Annotated in this window: 20 protein-coding genes and 1 tRNA gene; 10 read left to right on the plus strand and 11 right to left on the minus strand. The window is 55.1% G+C overall.

What is annotated here, in order from left to right; translation table 11 throughout:
* The 4 genes from LARV_RS12070 to LARV_RS12085 all read left to right on the plus strand — a co-directional run bounded on the left by LARV_RS12070 (position 1) and on the right by LARV_RS12085 (position 4,402).
* On the plus strand, positions 1–1,473 hold the full coding sequence (locus LARV_RS12070; RefSeq protein ID WP_075073872.1) for a hypothetical protein: 1,473 nt from the start codon (positions 1–3) through the stop codon (positions 1,471–1,473).
* 94 nt (positions 1,474–1,567) lie between these two features.
* On the plus strand, positions 1,568–2,635 hold the full coding sequence (locus LARV_RS12075; RefSeq protein ID WP_075073873.1) for a sensor histidine kinase: 1,068 nt from the start codon (positions 1,568–1,570) through the stop codon (positions 2,633–2,635).
* 30 nt (positions 2,636–2,665) lie between these two features.
* Positions 2,666–3,832, plus strand: a complete 1,167-nt coding sequence (locus tag LARV_RS12080) for a 6-phosphofructokinase (protein WP_075073874.1) — start codon at positions 2,666–2,668, stop codon at positions 3,830–3,832.
* Between the two features lie 66 nt (positions 3,833–3,898).
* Positions 3,899–4,402 (plus strand): NUDIX hydrolase, encoded by a 504-nt coding sequence (locus tag LARV_RS12085; RefSeq protein ID WP_075073875.1) that lies wholly within the window; start codon positions 3,899–3,901, stop codon positions 4,400–4,402.
* Between the two features lie 9 nt (positions 4,403–4,411).
* Here LARV_RS12085 and rsmD read toward each other — a convergent pair whose 3' ends face one another.
* The 6 genes from rsmD to LARV_RS12115 are packed head-to-tail and all read right to left on the minus strand — an operon-like array spanning position 4,412 to position 10,278.
* On the minus strand, positions 4,412–4,972 hold the full coding sequence (rsmD, locus tag LARV_RS12090) for a 16S rRNA (guanine(966)-N(2))-methyltransferase RsmD (RefSeq protein WP_075073876.1): 561 nt from the start codon (positions 4,970–4,972) through the stop codon (positions 4,412–4,414).
* The gene (locus LARV_RS12095) at positions 4,969–5,991 is read right to left on the minus strand and encodes a uroporphyrinogen decarboxylase family protein (RefSeq protein ID WP_172797858.1); all 1,023 of its coding nucleotides are present in this window, start codon (positions 5,989–5,991) and stop codon (positions 4,969–4,971) included. Before LARV_RS12095 ends, rsmD begins: the two co-directional genes overlap by 4 nt.
* Positions 5,960–7,204 carry an ATP-binding protein gene (locus LARV_RS12100; protein ID WP_083522529.1) on the minus strand — a complete coding sequence of 415 codons (1,245 nt, stop codon included), beginning with the start codon at positions 7,202–7,204 and terminating at the stop codon, positions 5,960–5,962. Before LARV_RS12100 ends, LARV_RS12095 begins: the two co-directional genes overlap by 32 nt.
* Positions 7,205–7,210: 6 nt before the next feature.
* Positions 7,211–7,666: a GtrA family protein gene (locus LARV_RS12105; RefSeq protein WP_075073877.1), complete on the minus strand. Its 456-nt coding sequence runs from the start codon at positions 7,664–7,666 to the stop codon at positions 7,211–7,213.
* Positions 7,663–8,625 carry a UDP-glucuronic acid decarboxylase family protein gene (locus LARV_RS12110; protein WP_075073878.1) on the minus strand — a complete coding sequence of 321 codons (963 nt, stop codon included), beginning with the start codon at positions 8,623–8,625 and terminating at the stop codon, positions 7,663–7,665. The genes LARV_RS12105 and LARV_RS12110 overlap by 4 nt, the downstream gene beginning before the upstream one ends.
* 27 nt (positions 8,626–8,652) lie before the next feature.
* Positions 8,653–10,278, minus strand: a complete 1,626-nt coding sequence (locus LARV_RS12115; RefSeq protein ID WP_075073879.1) for a G5 domain-containing protein — start codon at positions 10,276–10,278, stop codon at positions 8,653–8,655.
* Between the two features lie 68 nt (positions 10,279–10,346).
* On the opposite strand from LARV_RS12115, the gene scpB reads away from it, so the two are divergent.
* Both scpB and LARV_RS12125 read left to right on the plus strand, forming a co-directional pair.
* Positions 10,347–10,913, plus strand: a complete 567-nt coding sequence (gene scpB / locus LARV_RS12120) for an SMC-Scp complex subunit ScpB (RefSeq protein WP_075073880.1) — start codon at positions 10,347–10,349, stop codon at positions 10,911–10,913.
* Between the two features lie 5 nt (positions 10,914–10,918).
* Positions 10,919–11,716, plus strand: coding sequence for a pseudouridine synthase (locus LARV_RS12125; RefSeq protein WP_075073881.1), 798 nt, complete (start codon positions 10,919–10,921; stop codon positions 11,714–11,716).
* Between the two features lie 129 nt (positions 11,717–11,845).
* Here the strand turns inward: LARV_RS12125 and LARV_RS12130 are convergent, their stop codons facing one another.
* The gene (locus tag LARV_RS12130; protein WP_075073882.1) at positions 11,846–12,541 is read right to left on the minus strand and encodes a hypothetical protein; all 696 of its coding nucleotides are present in this window, start codon (positions 12,539–12,541) and stop codon (positions 11,846–11,848) included.
* A 16-nt stretch (positions 12,542–12,557) separates the two neighbouring features.
* Positions 12,558–13,577: a phosphate acyltransferase PlsX gene (gene plsX, locus LARV_RS12135; protein ID WP_075073883.1), complete on the minus strand. Its 1,020-nt coding sequence runs from the start codon at positions 13,575–13,577 to the stop codon at positions 12,558–12,560.
* Between the two features lie 105 nt (positions 13,578–13,682).
* Here plsX and LARV_RS12140 point away from each other — a divergent pair.
* Positions 13,683–13,764 (plus strand) — tRNA-Leu (locus LARV_RS12140).
* Between the two features lie 47 nt (positions 13,765–13,811).
* Here the strand turns inward: LARV_RS12140 and LARV_RS12145 are convergent.
* Genes LARV_RS12145 through LARV_RS12155 form a run of 3 tightly spaced genes read right to left on the minus strand, consistent with a single transcriptional unit; the run spans position 13,812 to position 17,014 of the window.
* Positions 13,812–14,783 carry a polyprenyl synthetase family protein gene (locus LARV_RS12145; protein WP_172797859.1) on the minus strand — a complete coding sequence of 324 codons (972 nt, stop codon included), beginning with the start codon at positions 14,781–14,783 and terminating at the stop codon, positions 13,812–13,814.
* Positions 14,780–15,592 carry a TatD family hydrolase gene (locus LARV_RS12150; protein WP_075073885.1) on the minus strand — a complete coding sequence of 271 codons (813 nt, stop codon included), beginning with the start codon at positions 15,590–15,592 and terminating at the stop codon, positions 14,780–14,782. Before LARV_RS12150 ends, LARV_RS12145 begins: the two co-directional genes overlap by 4 nt.
* A complete protein-coding gene (locus tag LARV_RS12155; RefSeq protein ID WP_075073886.1) occupies positions 15,593–17,014 on the minus strand; it encodes a phosphoglucomutase/phosphomannomutase family protein in 1,422 nt (473 codons plus the stop codon).
* A 137-nt stretch (positions 17,015–17,151) separates the two neighbouring features.
* On the opposite strand from LARV_RS12155, the gene LARV_RS12160 reads away from it, so the two are divergent.
* Genes LARV_RS12160 through LARV_RS12170 form a run of 3 tightly spaced genes read left to right on the plus strand, consistent with a single transcriptional unit; the run spans position 17,152 to position 19,678 of the window.
* Entirely contained in the window at positions 17,152–18,324 is a 1,173-nt protein-coding gene (locus LARV_RS12160; protein ID WP_075073887.1) for a cysteine desulfurase family protein, read from the plus strand.
* A gap of 1 nt (position 18,325) precedes the next feature.
* Positions 18,326–19,399 (plus strand): tRNA 2-thiouridine(34) synthase MnmA, encoded by a 1,074-nt coding sequence (gene mnmA, locus LARV_RS12165; protein WP_075073888.1) that lies wholly within the window; start codon positions 18,326–18,328, stop codon positions 19,397–19,399.
* Positions 19,400–19,408: 9 nt separating this feature from the next.
* A complete protein-coding gene (locus LARV_RS12170; protein ID WP_075073889.1) occupies positions 19,409–19,678 on the plus strand; it encodes a hypothetical protein in 270 nt (89 codons plus the stop codon).
* The last annotated feature ends 7 nt before the right edge of the window (positions 19,679–19,685 follow it).

Consider the following 19,685-nt stretch of genomic DNA (forward strand, 5'->3'; position numbering starts at 1 on the left):
ATGTCCAGCATGAAGAAAATCAACCTGTGGATCCCCACAATAGCCCTGATGGAGCTGGCAGCCTGTCTACTGGCCAGCCAGACGGTCTATCGAATTGGCTTTCCGCTGGACGACGCCTGGATCCACCAGACCTATGCGCGAAACCTGGCCCTGCATGGTGAATTCGCCTTTCTTCCCGGCGTTCCTTCGGCAGGATCGACTTCTCCTTTATGGACGATTCTGTTGGCGGTCGGGCAGTGGTTGGGCGGCGCGGGGGTCTATATCTGGACTTATTTGTTGGGCTTTGCCTGCCTGGCAGCGATCGCGCTGATCGGAGAAAAATTGTTCCAGGTGATGGTTCCAGCCACGCACCTCAAGATCCCTGCGGCGGCGCTGTTGCTGGTCACGGAATGGCATTTGGTCTGGGCGGCCGCCTCGGGCATGGAAACAGCTTTGTATTGCGCGGCAATTCTGCTGATCTTTTTCCTGGCCTGGAAAGCGAACCTGCCGGCGTTCGGTCTGGGATTGTTGGTCGGGGTGGCGGTCTGGATCCGACCGGATGCGATCACATTGTTTGGACCGGTCGGGATGATGCTGGTTTTTCAAAGCGGATCGTGGCAGCAGCGCTTGCGCAGGTTTGTCTGGCTGGCTGTTGGAGTCGCCATCCCCCTGGCGGGCTACCTGGCCTTTAATTATGCGCTATCCGGTAAGCTCTGGCCGACTACTTTCTACGCCAAACAGGCCGAATACGCTGCCTTGTGGCAAACCAGCTTCAGCGTGCGCTATTTCAAAATGGCCAGCCTGGTGTGGGTGGGGGTTGGAATAATGCTGGTGCCGGGTTTCATTTTTCAATTCTGGAATATTTTGAAGGAACGGAACTGGAAATTGGGCGCGATGATGCTTTGGTGGCTTGGTTATACGGGCATTTATGCGTATCGATTACCGGTCGAATACCAGCATGGCCGGTATTTGATCCCGGCCATGCCCGTCTACCTACTTCTCGGACTGGGTGGAAGCCTGGAAATATATCGGATCATGAAAATCAACGCGCGCTGGAAGCGATTATTCCGATTCGCCGGCATCAGCGCGACTGCGTTGGTGGCGCTGGCATTCCTGGTCACGGGTTTGAAAACCTATGCAACGGACGTGGCCATCATCGAATCGGAAATGGTGGATACCGCTCGCTGGTTGCAAATGAACACGGCCCCGGACGATCTGCTGGCTGTGCACGATATCGGCGCGGTCGGATACTTCTCTGGACGGCGGATGATCGATCTGGCCGGCCTGGTAACGCCAGAAGTGGTGCCCTTTATGCGGGATGAAACAAGTCTGGCGGAATATCTGGATTCAAAGGGAGTCGATTACCTGGTTACTTTTCCGGACTGGTATGCTGATTTACCCGAAGGCAAGCCGATCGTCTACCAGACGACGGGATTGTTTTCGCCCGCGCAAGGGGGGACGAATATGACCGTCTATCGCTGGCGCGCACCTTAGGAAAAGTGATGTACTTTTCAGGTTATGCTAAAATAATACGATTGATTGCCATCAATGCTGCATCTGGCTTACTGCCATTCAGGAGAGGGTTTTTATGGTCATGAAACAGGAAGTGGATAATGTCTGGGAAACCTACCAGCACGATATATCGGTCGAGCTCGACAAGGCGCAACGCTCGCTGAAGGATCTGAACACGACGCTGGATCAGAGCCAGGGTGAGTTGAACCGCCTGACCCAACGCAACGCGGCCATGTCGGCCCACCTGCAACAGGTACAGGCGCAATTGAACTCGATCTCACCAGCGGATGTTAAGAACGCTTACAGCGCGGCCATGGAAACCCAGCAGCGCTTGCTCTTGTTGCGTGGGCAAATCGAGAAATTGCAATCTGACCAAAGCAATATCAAACGGTATATCGAAGCCCTGGAACGGGCGGACCATTTTCTCTCCGAAGATCACGAACCACCCCGCCGGGGGCGCAACTCCCGCCGGATGGCGATGCTTGAAATGTTGATCAACGCGCAAGAATCGGAACGCTTACGCCTTTCCCGCCAGATGCATGATGGTCCCGCCCAGGCGCTTTCGAATTTCATCGTTCAGGCTGAAATCGCTTCACGCTTTTTCGAGATGGATCCGGAGAAAGCCAAGGAAGAATTGGCCAACCTGAAGGCTTCGGCCATGTCGACTTTTCAGAAGGTGAGATTGTTCATTTCCGAATTGCGCCCGATGATGCTGGACGATCTGGGGTTGGTTCCGACGTTGAAACGGCACGTCGAGACCTTCAAGGAGCAGCAGTCCAATATCGATGTGGTTCTGTCAGTCAAAGGCGGCGAAAAACGACTGGCTCCGTATGTCGAGGTGATGCTTTTTCGGGCCGCCCAGGAACTGCTGGCGAATGTGGCTCGTTTCAACCTGGACAACCCGGCTAAAGTGCAGGTAAATCTCCAACTCAGCCTGGAAGACACGCTTGTCCGGATGTCCGTTTCGGACAACGGCAAAGGCTTCGACCCTGAAGCCATGCCAGAAGGAACGGATATGAGCGTTAAATTGATCCGCGAGCGCGTGGAAATGTTGGGTGGTTATCTCGAGGTCGATTCTTCCGTCGGTAAAGGCAGCCGGATTTCATTCCAAATTCCTTTGGAAACTTCGGCATCAGAGGAGTAATCCTAGAGCATGTAGGTGTAGGAGGAGTGCATGACAAAGACGATTGGAATATTAACCGGTGGGGGTGATGTTCCAGGCCTGAATCCTGCGATCAAAGCCGTTGTGATGGGCGCATTGGAGCAAGGGTACAGGGTAATTGGTATCCGCCGGGGTTGGATGGGCCTGCTTCAATATAATCTGGATGAGCCGTCGACTCACGATTACTATGTCCGGTACCTGACCCGGGACGACGTGCGCACCATCGACCGCACCGGGGGCACCTTCCTGCACACATCCCGTACCAATCCGCAAAAAGTAGCCAGCACCGCCATTCCTGATTTCCTGCGCAATTCGAAATGGGGCAAGCAGCGCGATGACGGGGTGATGGATTATACCGATTACTGTCTGAACGTACTCAGCCACCTGGGTATTGATGTGATGGTTCCAATCGGCGGCGACGATACGCTGAGCTTTGGGGTCCGCCTGCACAAAGAAGGCTTCCCGGTGGTGGCCATACCGAAGACAATGGACAATGACGTCTTCGGGACGGATTATTGCATCGGCTTCTCGACCGCTGTCACGCGCAGCGTTGAGTTCATCACCAACATGCGTACATCCGTCGGCTCACACGAGCGCATTGGCGTGGTGGAGCTATTTGGCCGCAATTCGGGCGAGACCAGCCTGATCAGCGCCTATCTGTCCTACGTGGACCGGGCTATCATCTCCGAAGTGCCTTTCGACATCAACCGCCTGGCGAAATTCTTGATGGAAGATAAGCGCAATAATCCCTCCAATTACGCCATCATGACGATTTCAGAAGGCGCGATCATGGAGGGCGGTGAGATCGTCGAAACGGGTGAAGCCGACGCCTACGGCCATCGCAAGCTGGGCGGGGTTGGAGAGATGGCTGCAGCCGAGATCAAGCGCATCACCGGCCAGAATATCATGTACCAGCAGTTGGGATATTTGATGCGTTCCGGCGCGCCGGATTCTTTGGATCGCATGGTGGCCATGTCTTATGGAAACCTGGCCATCCAGTTAATTCGTCGCAACGAGACCGGAAAAATGGTCGCATTGCACGGCGGAAAGTACGCCACGGTCCCGGTCGAAATGGTCCTGGCCGGCAAGAAACGCGTCGATGTCCCCAGTTTCTATGACATTGAATATTACCGTCCGAAGGTGCGAGATTTCATGGGCGTGCCCATGTTCTTAAGTTAGGAAATCTTTCGAATATTCGGCTCCTGCCGGGAATTTCTGGCAGGAGCCGCTTTTTTGAGGTGGTGGATGCCAAAAGGCGATCAGGGTATCGATCAGAAGCGCTACCAGATCATTCCCAGAACGTTGATTTTCGTGACCCGCGGAAGCGATGTGTTGCTGATCAAAGGGGCTGCCACGAAACGGATCTGGGCCGGTCGGTACAACGGCGTCGGCGGGCACATCGAGCAGGGCGAGGACGCGATCAGCGCGGCGCGGCGGGAACTGTTGGAAGAAACCGGATTGCGGGTCAGGAAGCTGCGCCTGTGCGGGACGTTGATCGTGGACGCTTCGCCGGGCCTGGGAATTGGCATCTATATCTTCCGGGCGGAATATGCCGGCGGAGAGTTGAAGGAATCACCCGAAGGCAGCCTGGAATGGCATTCGCCCGATCGTCTGGCGGGAATGCCCCTGGTGGAGGATTTGCGCAGCCTTCTCCCGCGCGTGCTTTCGATCCGGCCTGGCGAGAATCCTTTTTCAGCCCGTTCCTACTACGACGAGCAGGAACGCCTGCAGGTCGTCTTCTCGGATTGAGATTGCAATCTATCGCGGGCGCTCGTAGAATACGAGCAATGTGTTGCCATATTTACGCTGTTCGAATTCCACCAGATTATTCAGGGTGAGTTTCTGGTATTCGATCGGATCGATCTGGACGATGACCCAAGTATCCGCCTGCAGCCAGCCTGGATTGGCATCCAGCGATTGCATGGCTTGCAGCCACAAATTCTTATACTGGGGCGGTGCGATGAAAATAAAATCGAAGGTCCGGTCCGGACGCCGGTTCAGGAGTGTAAAAGCGTCGCTTTGAATGACCTCGGCGTCGTTGGAAAGCTTCGTTTTTTCAAGATTGGCTCGTATGGTGTTGATCGCCGGGCGGTTTAGGTCGATGAAACGCACAAAACTGGCGCCCCGGCTTAGGGCTTCGATGCCCACGCTGCCGGTGCCCCCGAAGAGGTCCAGCCAGGTGGTTTGTTCAGTTTCGGTGCCCAGAATATTGAACAGGGCTCCTTTGACCATGTCCGTGATTGGGCGGGTGATGTCGCCGGGCACGTCCTGAAGCCGGATGCCGCGCGCTTTGCCGGCGATGACGCGGGGTGTGCTCATTGATTCTCTCCCTCGACGATCCTGCGCGCAGCCATCAGGTTTCCAAACGGCGCGGTGGTGGGTACAACACAACCCGTTCCTAAAATGAAACGCTTGCCGCCGGTCTGCCGGATGGCATCCAGAGCTTCGGCCTGGATCTCGGCCGGAGTGCCCAGAACCATGCTTTCGATGCGCCTCAATCCGCCGCATACCACGCCGGGGAAGCGTTTCAGGCCTCCGGCCAGGTCAGGGGGCGTCGAACGGTCGTGCCAGTTGATCACCTGAACCGGATAATCGGCGACCTGATCGAACATCACATCTTCGCCGTGCAGGTGCAGCATGTTCAACCAGAAGGGGCCGGCGTTTCTGAGAATTTCTAAGTCAAATGGCCGCGAGAATTCCTGAAATTCCTGTTCCGAGAGTAAATCGTACTGAGCATGCTGAACGGCGTAAAACAAACCGTCGATGCCGAGTTCCCTGGCGGCCTGGATGAAGTCAAGTGTGGTTTGCGTGATCGTTTCCAGCCCTTTTTTTACAGCATCCGGATATCGGCGCATATGAACGAGCAGCATATCTCTGCCGACCAGATGTTTGGCGTGGGATAATGGATTGAATATGGTTTGCAGGATGGGTGTGCGCGGTGAAAACTCGCTCACCAGCAATTTCAGGCATTCCAACTGGTCCCCCAGGGTCCCTCTATGCGGGTCAAGAACCTGCAATTGCGTCCATTCCTCCGGATGCTGGATCGGATGGCCGACATAATCACGGGTCCCTTCCGGATCCCCGCGCCATTCGTCGGTGACGCCCCAATCGCGCACGCTGAAAGATGAGCCGGGTGTGACTTTGATCAGGTCAAAATCGAACTGCTGCTGATACGCCGCGGTCGCGGCGGCCAGCCGCCCCGGATCCTGATCGTCAACCGGAAAATGGCGCCATAGTGCGACCGGAATTCGATCCGGCAGCTGGTTGGAAAGCACGCTTTCCAGGCGCTCGCGGTGGGTCAAACGATCACTCTTCAAGGAGTGTAATGTCTTCATCATCCGGTGGATTGCCATCCTTTGTGATTTTTTCCGTTAATAATGCCAATAAAGTCGAAATCTCATCTTCTTCACGACTTTTCTCCTCAATGTACGAGGAGATGAAAGTCGAATGGCGCATTCGAAGCGCCATGGGCGCGACCGAATGAAGATCGTCCCGGGTAATTTCGAGCCGGCTGTCGGCAGCGGCATAGGCGCGCGCGGCTTCGAAAAGGGTAATCTCCGCCCGCAGCGAATCGATCTTCAGCGCCTGGATCAGGCGAATTCCAATTTGTGCCACCTCATCCGGTAATTTGACATTCGGGAGCATTTGGATGGCAGAGTTGATTTCATCTTTCGCCAGTTCAGTGATCTCTGAAAATTGTTCGCAATACAGGCGCGGGTTTTCACGGTGTCTCATAACCCGCTGGTAGGCCTCCCAACGATCTTCGACCTGATCCAGACCCTGAACGATGACCCGCAGGCCAAAGCGATCCATGATCTGCGGGCGCAGGTTGCCTTCTTCCGGGTTCATCGAGCCGATGAGACGGAAACGGGAGCGGTAGGTGGCGGACACGGCGCCGCGCCGGACGGTGTAATAGCCCATGGCCGCAGCATCCAAAATGGCGTCCACGATGTTGTCCGCGAGCAGATTGACCTCATCGACGTAAAGGATGTTCCGGTCGGCGTGTGCTAGAATGCCGCGTTTCAGGCGCAACCGGTCGTTTGCAGCGGCGCGTTCGTCGATCCCGCCGATAGCATCCTCGAGGCGGGAGTTCAGGGGCAGCTCCACCAGGCGGACGTGATCCGTATAGGTCAACGGTAACCCCTGGGCCACTTTTTGGGCGCAATCCGGGCAGATGGCGTCCATTCCTTCCGTTTCCAGGTCCTCCGGCAGACAGCCATAGAAACAACTGGAACGTTCGACATCCGGCAACAGATCGATTAAACTGCGCGCAGCGGTTGTCTTGCCGGTGCCGCGCGGGCCGATGAGCAACGTTCCACCGATCGCCGGATTGATCAGGGTCAACAAAAGGGCCAGCTTCATTTCCGATTGTCCGACGATGGCCATGAACGGGAAAGGAAGCGGTTCAAGCATCAGGCCGGAATCTTCCTGGGGCTGTGCCTGCGCAGCGGTTCGTCCCGTCACAATGTCGATCAATTCGCGCAATGAGCGAACACTGGTGATGGGTTCGGGTTCGAGCGGCAGTTCAGGAAGATTCGACGGATTATTCATATGGGTTCAGCTCACGTCGTTATAGGTCCAATAGCGGTTGGCGATGAAATTCCACATCATGACCACCAGAACTGCGAGGGCAAGCAGCAGGTTGTGTCCGACCGTGACCGGGGTCAGGAAGAAGGATGCAGGGATAAAACGATCGGCCAGATTGATGAAGGGTTTTTCGAGCAAGGCGACCATTAGAATTCGTATAGCCAATCCGATCAGGCTTACCAGGATGAATTGTGTCAACTGGTGGCTGATTTTTTTGCTGCGCGAGTCCGGATACGTCCAGTAGCGGTTCCACAGGAAATTGCTGCCCACGGCGGCTATAAAGGAGGTCGTGCTGGCCCAGACCGCCGGGACGTTGAAGGCTGCCGAAAGCAGGTTGAAGATCCCAAAATCGATTACCGCGCCGATGACACCGACCATGGCGAACTTGAAAAAACGGACGCGTTCCTTTTGATTTATCAGTATCATTCCAGACCCATTTTAGAGCGAAAATACGGAATCGAATGGGAAATTCCCTCTTCCAGTGAGATCGTTGGCTCCCAGTTGAGGATGGATTTCGCGCGGGTGATATCCGGGCGGCGGCGCTGTGGATCGTCTCCCAGGCGTAGATCGGCTTTTCGATCGATTCCGGCGGTGTTCTTGGTCAAGCGGTTAATGACGTTCGCAAATTCCAGGATCGAAATTTCGGCCGGATTACCGATATTCACCGGCATGTGTTCGTCCGAAAGCAATAAACGATAAATGCCTTCGACCAGGTCATCGACGTAGCAAAAACTGCGCGTCTGACTGCCGTCGCCGTAAACCGTCAGCGGCTCACCCCGCAAGGCCTGCTGAAGCAAATTGGGTACCACCCGGCCGTCGTCCAGGCGCATGCCCGGGCCGTAGGTATTGAAGATGCGCACGATCCGCGTGTTCACGCCGTGGAAACGGTGATAAGCCATGGTCAGGGCTTCGGCGAAGCGTTTCGCTTCATCGTAAACTGAGCGAACTCCGATGGGATCGACATGCCCCCAATAGGTTTCCTTCTGGGGGTGTTCGAGCGGGTCGCCGTAGATTTCACTGGTGGAAGCGAGCAGGAAACGGGCGTTGTTGGCTTTGGCGACGCCAAGCGTATTGTGAGTGCCCAGCGCGCCGGCTTTCATGGTCTGGATGGGCAGGTTGGTGTACCCATACGGAGATAGGGGGTTGGGGCTGGCTGGCGAGGCAAAGTGCATCACTGCGTCCACTTTGCCGCCCGGGACGAAGATGAAATTGGCAACATCATGGCGCACGAAAGTAAAGTTTTGATTTCCGGCCAGGTGCGCCAGGTTATCCGGGTTGCCCGTGATGAAATTATCCATGCCGATGACTTCGTGCCCCTCGTTCAACATGCGCTCACACAGGTGAGAACCCAGAAAGCCGGCCGCTCCAGTGATAAGTATTCGCATAATGTCCTCTCAAATCATGTATAAGAATTATTGCCAATCGATCATGGTGATCAATCCATCGCCAGTAATCTGCTGGCTCTGACCATTCGATGAATTAACGAGATAGAGGTTGTTCTGGTAAACCACCGCCAACCATAACGCATCGTCCATGGGCTCCGGTGACCAGGTAACTTTCTGAGGCTGAATTCCCGGTGAACCCTGGGCCGGGAAGAGATCGCGCTGGTTCGACCCATCCTGATCCATGACCATGACCCGATAATTGCTGGTTTGGCTCTGATCTTTGAAGATGGACTGTAGATAGGCGACCTTAAAATCGCCGGTTTCCGATTGCGGCGATGGTTCCGGATAGGCGAACATGCCACTCTGGTTGACCAGTGTCAGCGTCTCATCGGACTGGCCCGTCAGAATACCGGCGACGTTGAACAATGGCGAAGCTTCGTTATTCGTGAGACCGGACATCGGGGCGTGCAGGGTGGTGTAGAGCACGCTATGGTCACCCGCCCAACCCAATCCCGGGACCCAGGCCCAATCGCTGCCGGTCTGGTATGGAATGAGATCGGTCAACGGCGATAAGGCCTTCTTCTCCAGATCCACCAGCCCGATGCCATCCGGACGCGCGTAAGCCAATGCTTCACCATCCGGCGACCATGCATAAGTCGTTCCCCACCAGCCGTATATGCCGCCGGAACTGGCATCCAGGATTTTCTCCTGGCGAACGATCGTACCGCCGGATCCGAAAGTCAGTTCGTTTAAATCATTGTTGGCCTGCCAGCCTGGCGCGGCCGAACGCGGCTCGACCGTCGAATAAACGATTGTCAAACCGTCGCCAGGGACCCAATCGGCAAAATGAATGACGTTCTTTACCTTCAGGTTCAAAGGCCGGGCGCCATCCTGGTCAAGGTTGATGGCCCAGAGTGAATTGATGTCGGATGAATCTTGCGCAGCTTTTCGCGTAAACAGCAGCCAGGAGGAATCTTGCGACAGGCTGAAGATCCGGCCGTCCAAGTCCCCGGTGGTTACGAGTGGACGACGGTTGCCGGTCGTTTCTTCCATCACCCAGGCATTTCCACCGGTGAGATAAACCAACCGGCCTGGAATCGGTGTGGGGCTGAAAGGCGTCTGGACTCCAACCATTAATATTTCCGGCTGGGCTTCCACCAGGGTGTCGATTTTGAAAACCGACCTTGACACCTCTTTGTCATCCTCGTAAAGGATGCGGTAGGTCGTTTGCTGCGATCCGTTGCCGCCGGCCTGGATCAGGCGGGTCTGTCCTTCGGGCAGCGATTCATTCCGCACCGTCTGGCGTTCGAACGGAATGGTGGCTTCCTGAATCTCGAATTCTTCGCGCACGCGCGTCACCTGGATGGTGTTGCCGTTGGCCAGGATGGTATAGGAGGGCGGGTCGACGCGGTCCAGTTCACCCAGGACGACCTTGGAAAAATCCAGGGCATATTGCACGGAGGATCCGGGCGGAACCTGAAGCTGGGTGGAACTGCCGTCCACCTTCAGATTGATCTTTATGGTGGCCTGGCCGGTCGTGGTTTGGGCTGCACAGGCTGTGAGTAGAAAAATAGAAACGGAGAAAAAAACCAATAACCCGGTGATTCTTCCGGGTTGGTGGGTGATGTGCGGGTTTCTGAAATGAAGCTGCATAGAAAAGTCTGACAAATGGACTGAATCAGGTATAATCAGCATACTTTTGAGAACTTGTCTATTATAGCATGAGTGACCTTCCTGAAACCCAGACAGAACTCTCCCTCGAAGCGCGCATCGAAGCACTTTTGTTCGTTGCTTCGGTGCCGGTTAGCGTCAATCAACTTGCGGAAGCCCTGGAATGCTCCACCAACGAGGTCGAGCAGGGCATCCACGCATTGGACGACCTATATGCTCGACGCGGCCTGGCTTTGCAGCGCCACGAAGGTCGAATCCAACTGACCACCCATCCGATGATCGGGATGTTGGTGGAGCGGTTCCTGGGATTGGAAGCCAACCAGCGCCTGAGCCGGGCCGGACTCGAAACCCTGGCGATCATTGCATACCGCCAACCGGTGACCCGCCCGGGAGTAGATTCCATTCGCGGTGTCAACAGCGATGGGGTTATGAAATCGCTTTTAAGCAAGGGCTTAATTCAGGAAGTGGGTCGAGCAGATGGTCCCGGCAGACCTATTTTGTACGGTACAACATCGGCTTTCCTGCAGCATTTTGGATTGAAATCGATCAGTCAACTGCCGCCTTTCGAGGTCGAAGAGGCTATAATCACGGACGAGAATCGCCTATTGAAGGACTAATTTGAATGACTGAAGAACGGTTGCAGAAGATTTTAGCGCGAGCAGGTTTTGGCTCCCGCCGGTCCTGTGAGGAATTGATTTCCGCAGGGCGGGTGCGTGTAAATGATATCGTTGCTATTTTGGGAACCAAGGCCGATCCGGAAAAGGATGTCATCACCGTCGACCGGCAGGCGATTCCCAAAATGGAACGCCAGATTTACATTGCCTTGAATAAACCACGCGGCGTGTTATCGGATGTGGATCCAAAAGACCCGCGTCCAACGGTCTTGGATCTGGTCGGCGTACCGGCCCATCTCTTCGCGGTCGGCAGGCTCGACCTTGACAGCGAGGGCCTGATCCTTCTGACAAACGATGGTGAACTGGCCAACCGGTTGACCCACCCGCGTTATGGGCATGAGAAGGAATATCGCGTTCAGGTGGTGGGAAAACCGGACGCCGAACAACTGGCTGCCCTGCGCCGGGGAATCGTGCTTGAAGATGGTTACCGGACAGCGCCGGCTCAGGTGGCGGTGGAAGGTGAAGCCGGTAAAGGCACGTGGCTGCGCATTGTGCTGCACGAAGGGCGAAAACGTCAGATTCGTGAGATGGGATCACGGATCGGGCTGCCGGTTTCGCGAATCATTCGTATTCGCATCGGGACGCTTTTACTTGGCAGCCTGAAACCCAATGAATGGCGTTATCTGACCCTCAAGGAAATCGAGAGCTTGAAGAAGACTCAATCCGCGCCATTTCGCAGGCCTGCGCATTTTCGGACGGCCGGTCGAAAAATAAAACCCAAAAGTGGACCGTCTGAAAAGAAATAACATTAGGAATTAATACCCACAACAGGGGTCGGCCGCCTTTCTCTGTGAAAGGATTGTGCCGACCCCTGTTGTCAGGTGGAGAAGTGTCTGCCCGATACGTCAGTCAGACACCTCTCTTTACGGTATAAGTTATTCGCCGGGGGGGAGAATCTTTTGGATCAGTGTGACCACTTCCGGAGACAAGGAGGATTCCTTGGCCTGTTTTCGGAAGAAATCTTTGACTTTTTCGCCTGGCAAAGCGGGTACCGGGGCGTCTTCCACATTCAGAACCGCGGATTTGTTGAAGAAGACCAGGGCCGCTTTGATCTCCGGAATTTCTGCTTCGGGGAGTTGTTTTTCCAAAAATTTCTTGATTTCACCGGTGTTGTACTGAACTTCGAGGTCCGGCCGCCCCAGGCTTTCCTGGCCAAAGAGCTTCAGGAAAAAGTTCCCGCCTTTTTGCGTCCAGCGATTCTTCTTTGGATTGTAAGAGACCGCTCCACCCTGAAAATACGGCATCAGGACCCACACGCCCGCCGGTCCGACCAGTAAATGGTTGACGGGGCTGTTGTAATGGTACAGCGTGTATTTTTCTTCCAACCCTTTCAGGGATGCGGTCAGGGCTTCATCCGGCCGGGGCGACTTGCCAAATTTATTGGAATAAGTCATGCCAACCTGTGAAAGCAAGAAACCGACGACGAGGGCTCCCAGCGACCAGGAAAAAGCTTCCGGCGCTGTGAAAGAAATGTACAGGCCCACGCCCAGGATCGCCAGGGCTGCAAAGGTGGTGTAACGGGCGATCTTTTGATTACGGTTGATTAATTTGGTATTTGAAGCAATTTTCATCGAGAGACCTTCTTGATTAATGGGTGGAATCGGCTTCCGTTTGAGTCAGCCGATCTTGAATAGCCGTTTGGATGGCGTCCAGCAGGTGAATATCGACCGCCTGATGGGCGACTTTCATTGCCGAAACGAGCGCGTGCGCATCCGAGCGCCCGTGACCGACGAAAACCAGCCCGTCGATACCCAGCAGGGGAACGGCGCCAACTTCGCGCGGATCCATCATCTTTTTGACGCGCAGGAAAGCCGGTTTGACCATCAATGCGCCTGCCATGCGGATGATCGAGCCGCTCATTTCTTCTTTGAGCACGTCGGTGATCAATTTCCCGACTGCTTCACTGGATTTGAGCAAGACATTACCGGTGAAACCGTCCGTCACAACCACATCGGCCTCGCCGGCGAAGACTTCTTTTGCCTCGACATTGCCGATGAAGTTCAGACCGACATTTTCAAGCAAATGATAGGCATCCTTGACAAGCTGGTTGCCCTTGCCAGCTTCTTCGCCGTTGGAAAGCAAGCCTACCCGCGGAGAGCTCTTCCCCAGCACTTTTTCGGCATAAACACTGCCCATGATGGCAAACTCGACCAGGAAATCCGGACGGCAATCCGCGTTCGCTCCAATGTCCAGAATGACGCAATGCCCGACGCGGGTCGGAAACATCGCTGTCAGGGCGGGGCGTTGCACGCCCTTGATGCGACCCAGAGTGCGCAGGGCATTGAACATGACGCCGCCGGTATTGCCGGCAGAGACAAACGCCTGACCTTCACCGGTTTTGATCAGTTCCAGCCCGACGGCCATGGAGTTGCGCGGTTTGCGCTTGGCGGCTTCGACCGGTTTTTCATGCATTTCCAGAATGTCCGGCGCGTCTACGATGCGAACGCGTCGATTCGCTGGATCGGCGGTCTTGAGTTTCGGCGCCAGCAAGGTTTCATTACCCACCAACAGGACATCTTCAGAAAACAATCGGGCGGTTTCGATTGCAGCTTGAATTTCTGGATCGGGATAACGGTCGCTTCCCATGGCATCGAGAATTAAAGTCATTTGTCTCTCCTAAGAATCACACGATGAAGTTTTGGTTTGGTAAAGGTTTGAGGGTTCGTCTTTCCTTGACAGTTGGGGGATGCACGATATAATAACGCTACTTCTGCGCTGGTGCTGGAATTGGCAGACAGGCATGGTTGAGGGCCATGTGCCGCAAGGCGTGGGGGTTCAAGTCCCCCCCAGCGCACACGAATGCCGTGAAAACGGCATTTTTGTTTTAACGATCCAAACCAATCACAGCTTTCTATCCACGATATATTCCGCTAATTCGATGAGTTGATTTCGCTCGATCGAATCGGGTTGAGTACGGATGGATTCGATTCCACGGGCGACAAAGCTTTTCGCCTCGGCCAATGCCAATCGAGGGGCTTCGCTGGATTGGATGGCCTGGATCAAGCCGTTCAGTTGGTTCTCCTTTTGGACGCATTCGCCTTTGACCAGCATTTCAATGGCCGCATCGCCCGGGTGATGTTCGGCGTACAGAATCGTGGGGAGCGTGACCAACCCTTGCCGTAAATCGCCGCCGACGGGTTTACCAATCGTAGCCTGGTCGGCCGTGAAATCGAGGATGTCGTCGAGAATCTGAAACGCCATGCCAATGTTATAGCCAAATTGAGCCAATTGATGGATTACATTTTCATCGACCGGGCTGAGCATGGCAGCCGACGCTGCGGAGGTTTCGAACAGCGATGCGGTTTTGGCATAGATGCGCTTGTAATATTCATCGCGATTGATCCGGCAGCGGTTGTCGAACATCTGGGATATTTCGCCGTTGACGATGATGGATAAAGTCTCGGAAAATAGCTGGATGACCGGAATGGATTCGGTCCTGGCGGCCAGACTGGCGGCCTTGGCGAAAAGGAAATCCCCGGTCAGGACGGTTGCGCCGGGCGACCATTGCGCGTTCAAAGTCGGAATACCGCGCCGAAGTAAAGACCCGTCGATCAGATCGTCATGGACCAGGGTGGCGGTGTGCAGGAGCTCGATGGCCGCCGCCATGGTTAAAAGATGTCGTTTCTCCGCACCCAGCATGCGACCGATGATAAGGGTCAGCGTCGGACGAATGCGTTTTCCTCCGGAGGAAAGTAAATGCTCCAGAGCAGCCTTCAGATCCGCCTGATAACCATTCGCTTGCGATAGGATCAGCGCTTCAATTGCACGGATATCCTCCGTTACGGGTGCGAAAAAAAGTTCGGAGGTGTTCAAGAATGATGTCTCCATTCGAATAAGCGGTTGGCGTTGCTGGATGTGATTTCCACGACCTGCGAAACCGTTAAATTTTTGAGGGATGCAATCTTTTCCGCCACCAGAGCGACATACGCCGGTTCATTCCGCCGACCGCGGTGGGGCTGTGGCGCCAGAAAAGGCGAGTCCGTTTCGAGCAGGATGGACGATAAGGGGAGCCCGCTTACAACAGTTTGACGATCTAGCGCATTCTTGAAGGTCAACGGTCCACCGATTCCAAGTAGAAAAGATTGATCGACCAACATGGATGCGGTTGGCAGGTCTTCTCCGAAGGCGTGTAACACACCCGGACGAGCCTGCAAGGGATTTCCCGACTGAACAAGCCCTTGATGCCATTCCGCCAGGATTGGCCATAGATCTTGCATCGAGTCGCGATTGTGCACAATGACTGGCAGTTGTAAACTGGCAGCCAGGTCGAGCTGTTGTTTCAGGATTTCGATCTGCAATTCACGAGGCGCATGGTCGCGATAGTAATCCAACCCGATCTCGCCAACGGCGACGACCTTTGGATGATGGGCGAGAAGGCTGATTTCGTGCAGCGTGGAGGCGTCCCATGACGTCGCGTCATTGGGATGCACCCCCACGGCTGCGAAAATTCGCTCATCGCTTTCAGCCAATTGAACCGCCAACCTGCTGGATTCCAGTTCGATACCTGGAACTAAAATGCGATCCAGACCAGCTTCCCAGGCGCGCGATAGAACCGCATCGAAATCTTCCTGAAATGCTGTTTTAAGGTTCAGATGACAGTGCGTGTCGCTCAGTCCTACCAATCAGGATAATCCCGCAATCTTCAAACCGTCTTGCAGAATGGACGGCACTGCTTCCTTATGCGTGGTCTCGCAATAGACGCGCATGATCGGTTCGGTGCCCGAGAAGCGGATGAGCAGCCATCCGCCGTCCTCGAGCAAGAATTTGTATCCATCCAGGGTGTTCAGGCCGGTGACCTTCAACCCGCCGATTTTCTCGGGCTTGGCGTCGAGGATGCTCTGTTCGCGACTGGCGCGGTCGCCTGAGAACGAGCGGTCGATCCGGTCGTAATAATGCGGTCCGATTTTTGAAAACAACAGATCGATCAACTCAGACGGTTTTTTCTGCAAGCGGACCATCATATCCAGCATATACAGACCGGCCAGAATGCCGTCGCGCTCTGGAACGTTGCCCCGGAACGCGTATCCGCCGGATTCCTCGCCGCCAATCATGGCATCGGTCTCCAACATCTTGGGCGCGACGTATTTGAACCCTACGCCGGTTTCATAAACGGGGACGTTGTATAGCTTGCCCAATTTTTCCAGCATGCTGGTGGTGGAAAGGGTTTTGACGATGGCGCCGCGTTGCTTGCGAACCTCGAGTAAATAAAGCGCCAGGAGCGCATAAACCTGCAATTGGTTGATGAAATTGCCCTTTTCGTCGCCAAGGCCGAGCCGGTCGGCGTCTCCGTCGGTGACAAGGAGAACGTCTGCGCCCAATTTGACGGTGGTTTCGAGACCAACGTTGATGTTCGGCGGGATGGGCTCGGGCCGTTTCATCTCAGGGAAAATGGGATTGCGGGTGTCGTGGATTTCGGTAATGCGGGTTTTCCCACCTTCCAACAGGCGGGTGAACCACCCCGCGCCGTTTCCCCACATCGCATCCACCACGATATTCAGCCCGGCGTCCTTGATGGGCTGCAAGTCGATCAAATCCTTGAGGTGTTCGATGTAAGCCGGAGCCGGATCGAAGATGACTACTTTGCCACCCGAAAGCGCTTCGTCAAATACGGCTCGTTTGGCCTGTTCTTCCGAAGGTGGAATCAGGTTCTCGATTTCCTGCAAACCATCCGGCGGAATGGCTCCGCCGTGTTCATCCCGAACCTTGAACCCGTTATCCGTGGGCGGGTTGTGGGATGCGGTGATGTTGACGGCGCCGGCCGCCTTGCGATTCACAACCGAGAAAGCGATGATCGGGGTCGGGGTCGCGCCGTCGGTCAGATAGACGTTAAAACCATTTCCAACCAGAACTTCAGCTACCGCCCGGGCGAAATTTTCTGAATGGAAACGTTTGTCATAACCGACGACGATCCATTGACCTTGTTTGCCTTTATGAACCAGGTAGGAAGCAAAACCCTGTGTGCAGCGGCGGACGTTTTCGAAGGTGTAATCTTCCGCAATTTCACCGCGCCATCCATCCGTACCGAACTTAATCTTATGGGCCATAGTTTTTCCCCAATGATATGTGAGAGATAATGAACGATCTTTGTAATTATAGCAGGTGATTGTCTTACACGAAAGTTTTTAGCCTGCGTAACATCATGCTATAATCATAAACCTTCCTTGATTAATTGGGAGCAGTTATGTCGGATATTAACTCGAAGATTTATCTGGATTATGCAGCCACAACCCCCGTGGACTCGAGGGTGTTGGATGCGATGCTGCCTTACTTTAGCGAGTATTTTGGTAACCCATCCTCGGTTCACGGACCCGGCCAGCTCGCGGACGCGGCTTTGGAAGAGGCCCGGCGAAAAGTAGCCAGCCTGTTGGGAGCACGCTCCGAAGAAATCCTGTTTACCGGTTGCGGCACGGAGAGCGACAACCTGGCATTGCGCGGCGCCGCCATGGGCCAGCGCCGGTCGCGCGGCGCTTATCATATTCTGATCAGCCCGGTGGAACATCACGCCGTTTTGCACACCGTGCAGCAGTTGGAGGCGTACTACGGTTTCGATGTCGAGACGCTGCCGGTGGATCCATATGGCCGCGTCGATCCGCAGGATGTGAAAGCCAGCCTTCGGCCCACCACGGCTTTGGTATCCGTGATTTATGCCAACAATGAAATCGGAACGATCAATCCAGTTGCCCAGATTGGCGAGGTATGCCGGGAAGCCGGCGTTTTATTCCACACCGACGCCGTTCAGGCCGCCGCCCACCTGCCCATGAATGTGCAATTGGACAACATCGACCTGATGTCCATAGGCGCGCACAAATTCTACGGCCCGAAAGGCGTCGGCGCGCTTTACATCCGGCGTGGGGTCGAGATCATCCCGGCGCAGACCGGCGGCGGCCAGGAATTTCACCTGCGAGCCGGGACGCAAAATGTACCCTATATCGTTGGCCTGGCCAGGGCGCTTGAAATCGCCCAAACCGGGATCGAAGAGCGGTCCGGAATACTCTCCGGCATGCGCGATCACCTGATCGAGCGGGTGGTGAAGGAAATTCCGGATGCGCGATTGACCGGCCATCCTCAAAATCGCCTTCCAAATCACGCCTCATTTGTTTTCAAAGGCGTGGATGGAAACCAATTGTTGATGATGCTGGATGCGGCTGGCTTTGCCTGTTCGTCGGGCTCGGCCTGCAAGGTTGGCAATCCCAAGCCATCCGAAGTCCTCGAGGCCATCGGGGTCATGCCGGCGTGGAACAAGGGCTCGCTGCGGGTAACGCTGGGCCATGGGACCACACCGGAGCATATCGACCAGCTCATGGCGGTTTTGCCAGGCATCGTCGATCAACTGCGCAAATTATCGGCGGTTTGAGATGAGCGACAGGCCTTCTGTTGTAATCGGCATGAGCGGCGGCGTCGACAGTTCGGTAGCGGCGGCGCTCCTGGTTTCACAGGGATACAAAGTGACCGGTGTGATGCTGCGCCTGTGGAGTCAACCCGGGCTCGAAGAAAGCAATCGCTGCTGCACACCGGATTCGATGGCTCAGGCCCGGCGCGTGGCGGCCATCCTCGGCATCCCGTTTTACGCCCTGGATGTGCAGGAACGATTTTGGAATTTGGTGGTCGAATCTTTCATCGAGCGGTATGCCGACGGCGTGACGCCGAACCCGTGCCTGGTCTGCAACCGCCAGATTCGCTGGGGGTTTATGCTCAACCAGGCGCTGGCGATGGGCGCAGATTTCCTCGCAACCGGGCATTATGCGCGCACCGAACGCGACCAAACCGGTAAAGTCCACCTGTTACGCGGGCTCGACCCGAAGAAAGATCAATCTTATGTGTTGAGCGTTCTCGATCAGGAACAGCTCCAGCATTCGCTGTTCCCGTTGGGCGGCCTGGAAAAGACAAAGGTGCGCGAACTGGCGCATGAATTTGGATTACCGGTCGCCGAACGCGCGGATTCTCAGGATTTGTGTTTCCTGGCGGGCGGCGATTATCGCGAATTCCTCTCAAAATACGCGCCCACGGCTTCGAAACCGGGTGAGATCGTTACCCGTTCGGGGAACGTGCTTGGCCAACACCAGGGATTGGCGAATTACACCATCGGGCAGCGCAAGGGATTGGGCATTGCCGCACCTGAACCCCTGTTCGTCCTTGAAAAAGATCTGATTCGGAACGCTTTGATTGTGGGGTATCAGAGTGACCTGGGGCAGTCCACTTTGCGAACCGGACCAGTGAATTGGATCTCAGTTGATCCACCGACGAATGATTTACGAGTTCAGGTCAAAATTCGCTATCGCGCAGACTTCGCCTGGGGTATATTACATGCAAGCGATGACGGCTGTGCAACGGTGGATTTCGAGAGCCCACTGCGCGACATTACCGCCGGACAACAGGCCGTGTTCTACGATGGAGATGATGTTCTCGGTGGAGGAATCATTCGATCCTGAGGAGGGGATATGACGCCGCAAGCATTCTTATTCGGAGTGTTGGTTTCGACATTGATCGGCGCGCTTTTTCACCTCTGGCGCGGGGGCAGCCTGAAACGGTTGATCCTTTACGTGGCATTGAGCTGGTTGGGTTTCTGGGCAGGACATCTGCTGGCATCCCAGTTGAACTGGAATTTTGCTGCGGTTGGCCCCTTGAACCTTGGCATGGCAATCTTGACGGCCGTGATCGTTTTGGCGGTTGGCTATTGGTTGAGTCTGGTCAAAATCGAAAAGCAATAGCAAAAGG

Origin of the sequence: Longilinea arvoryzae (genome assembly GCF_001050235.1) — a bacterium.
Taxonomy (GTDB): domain Bacteria; phylum Chloroflexota; class Anaerolineae; order Anaerolineales; family Anaerolineaceae; genus Longilinea; species Longilinea arvoryzae.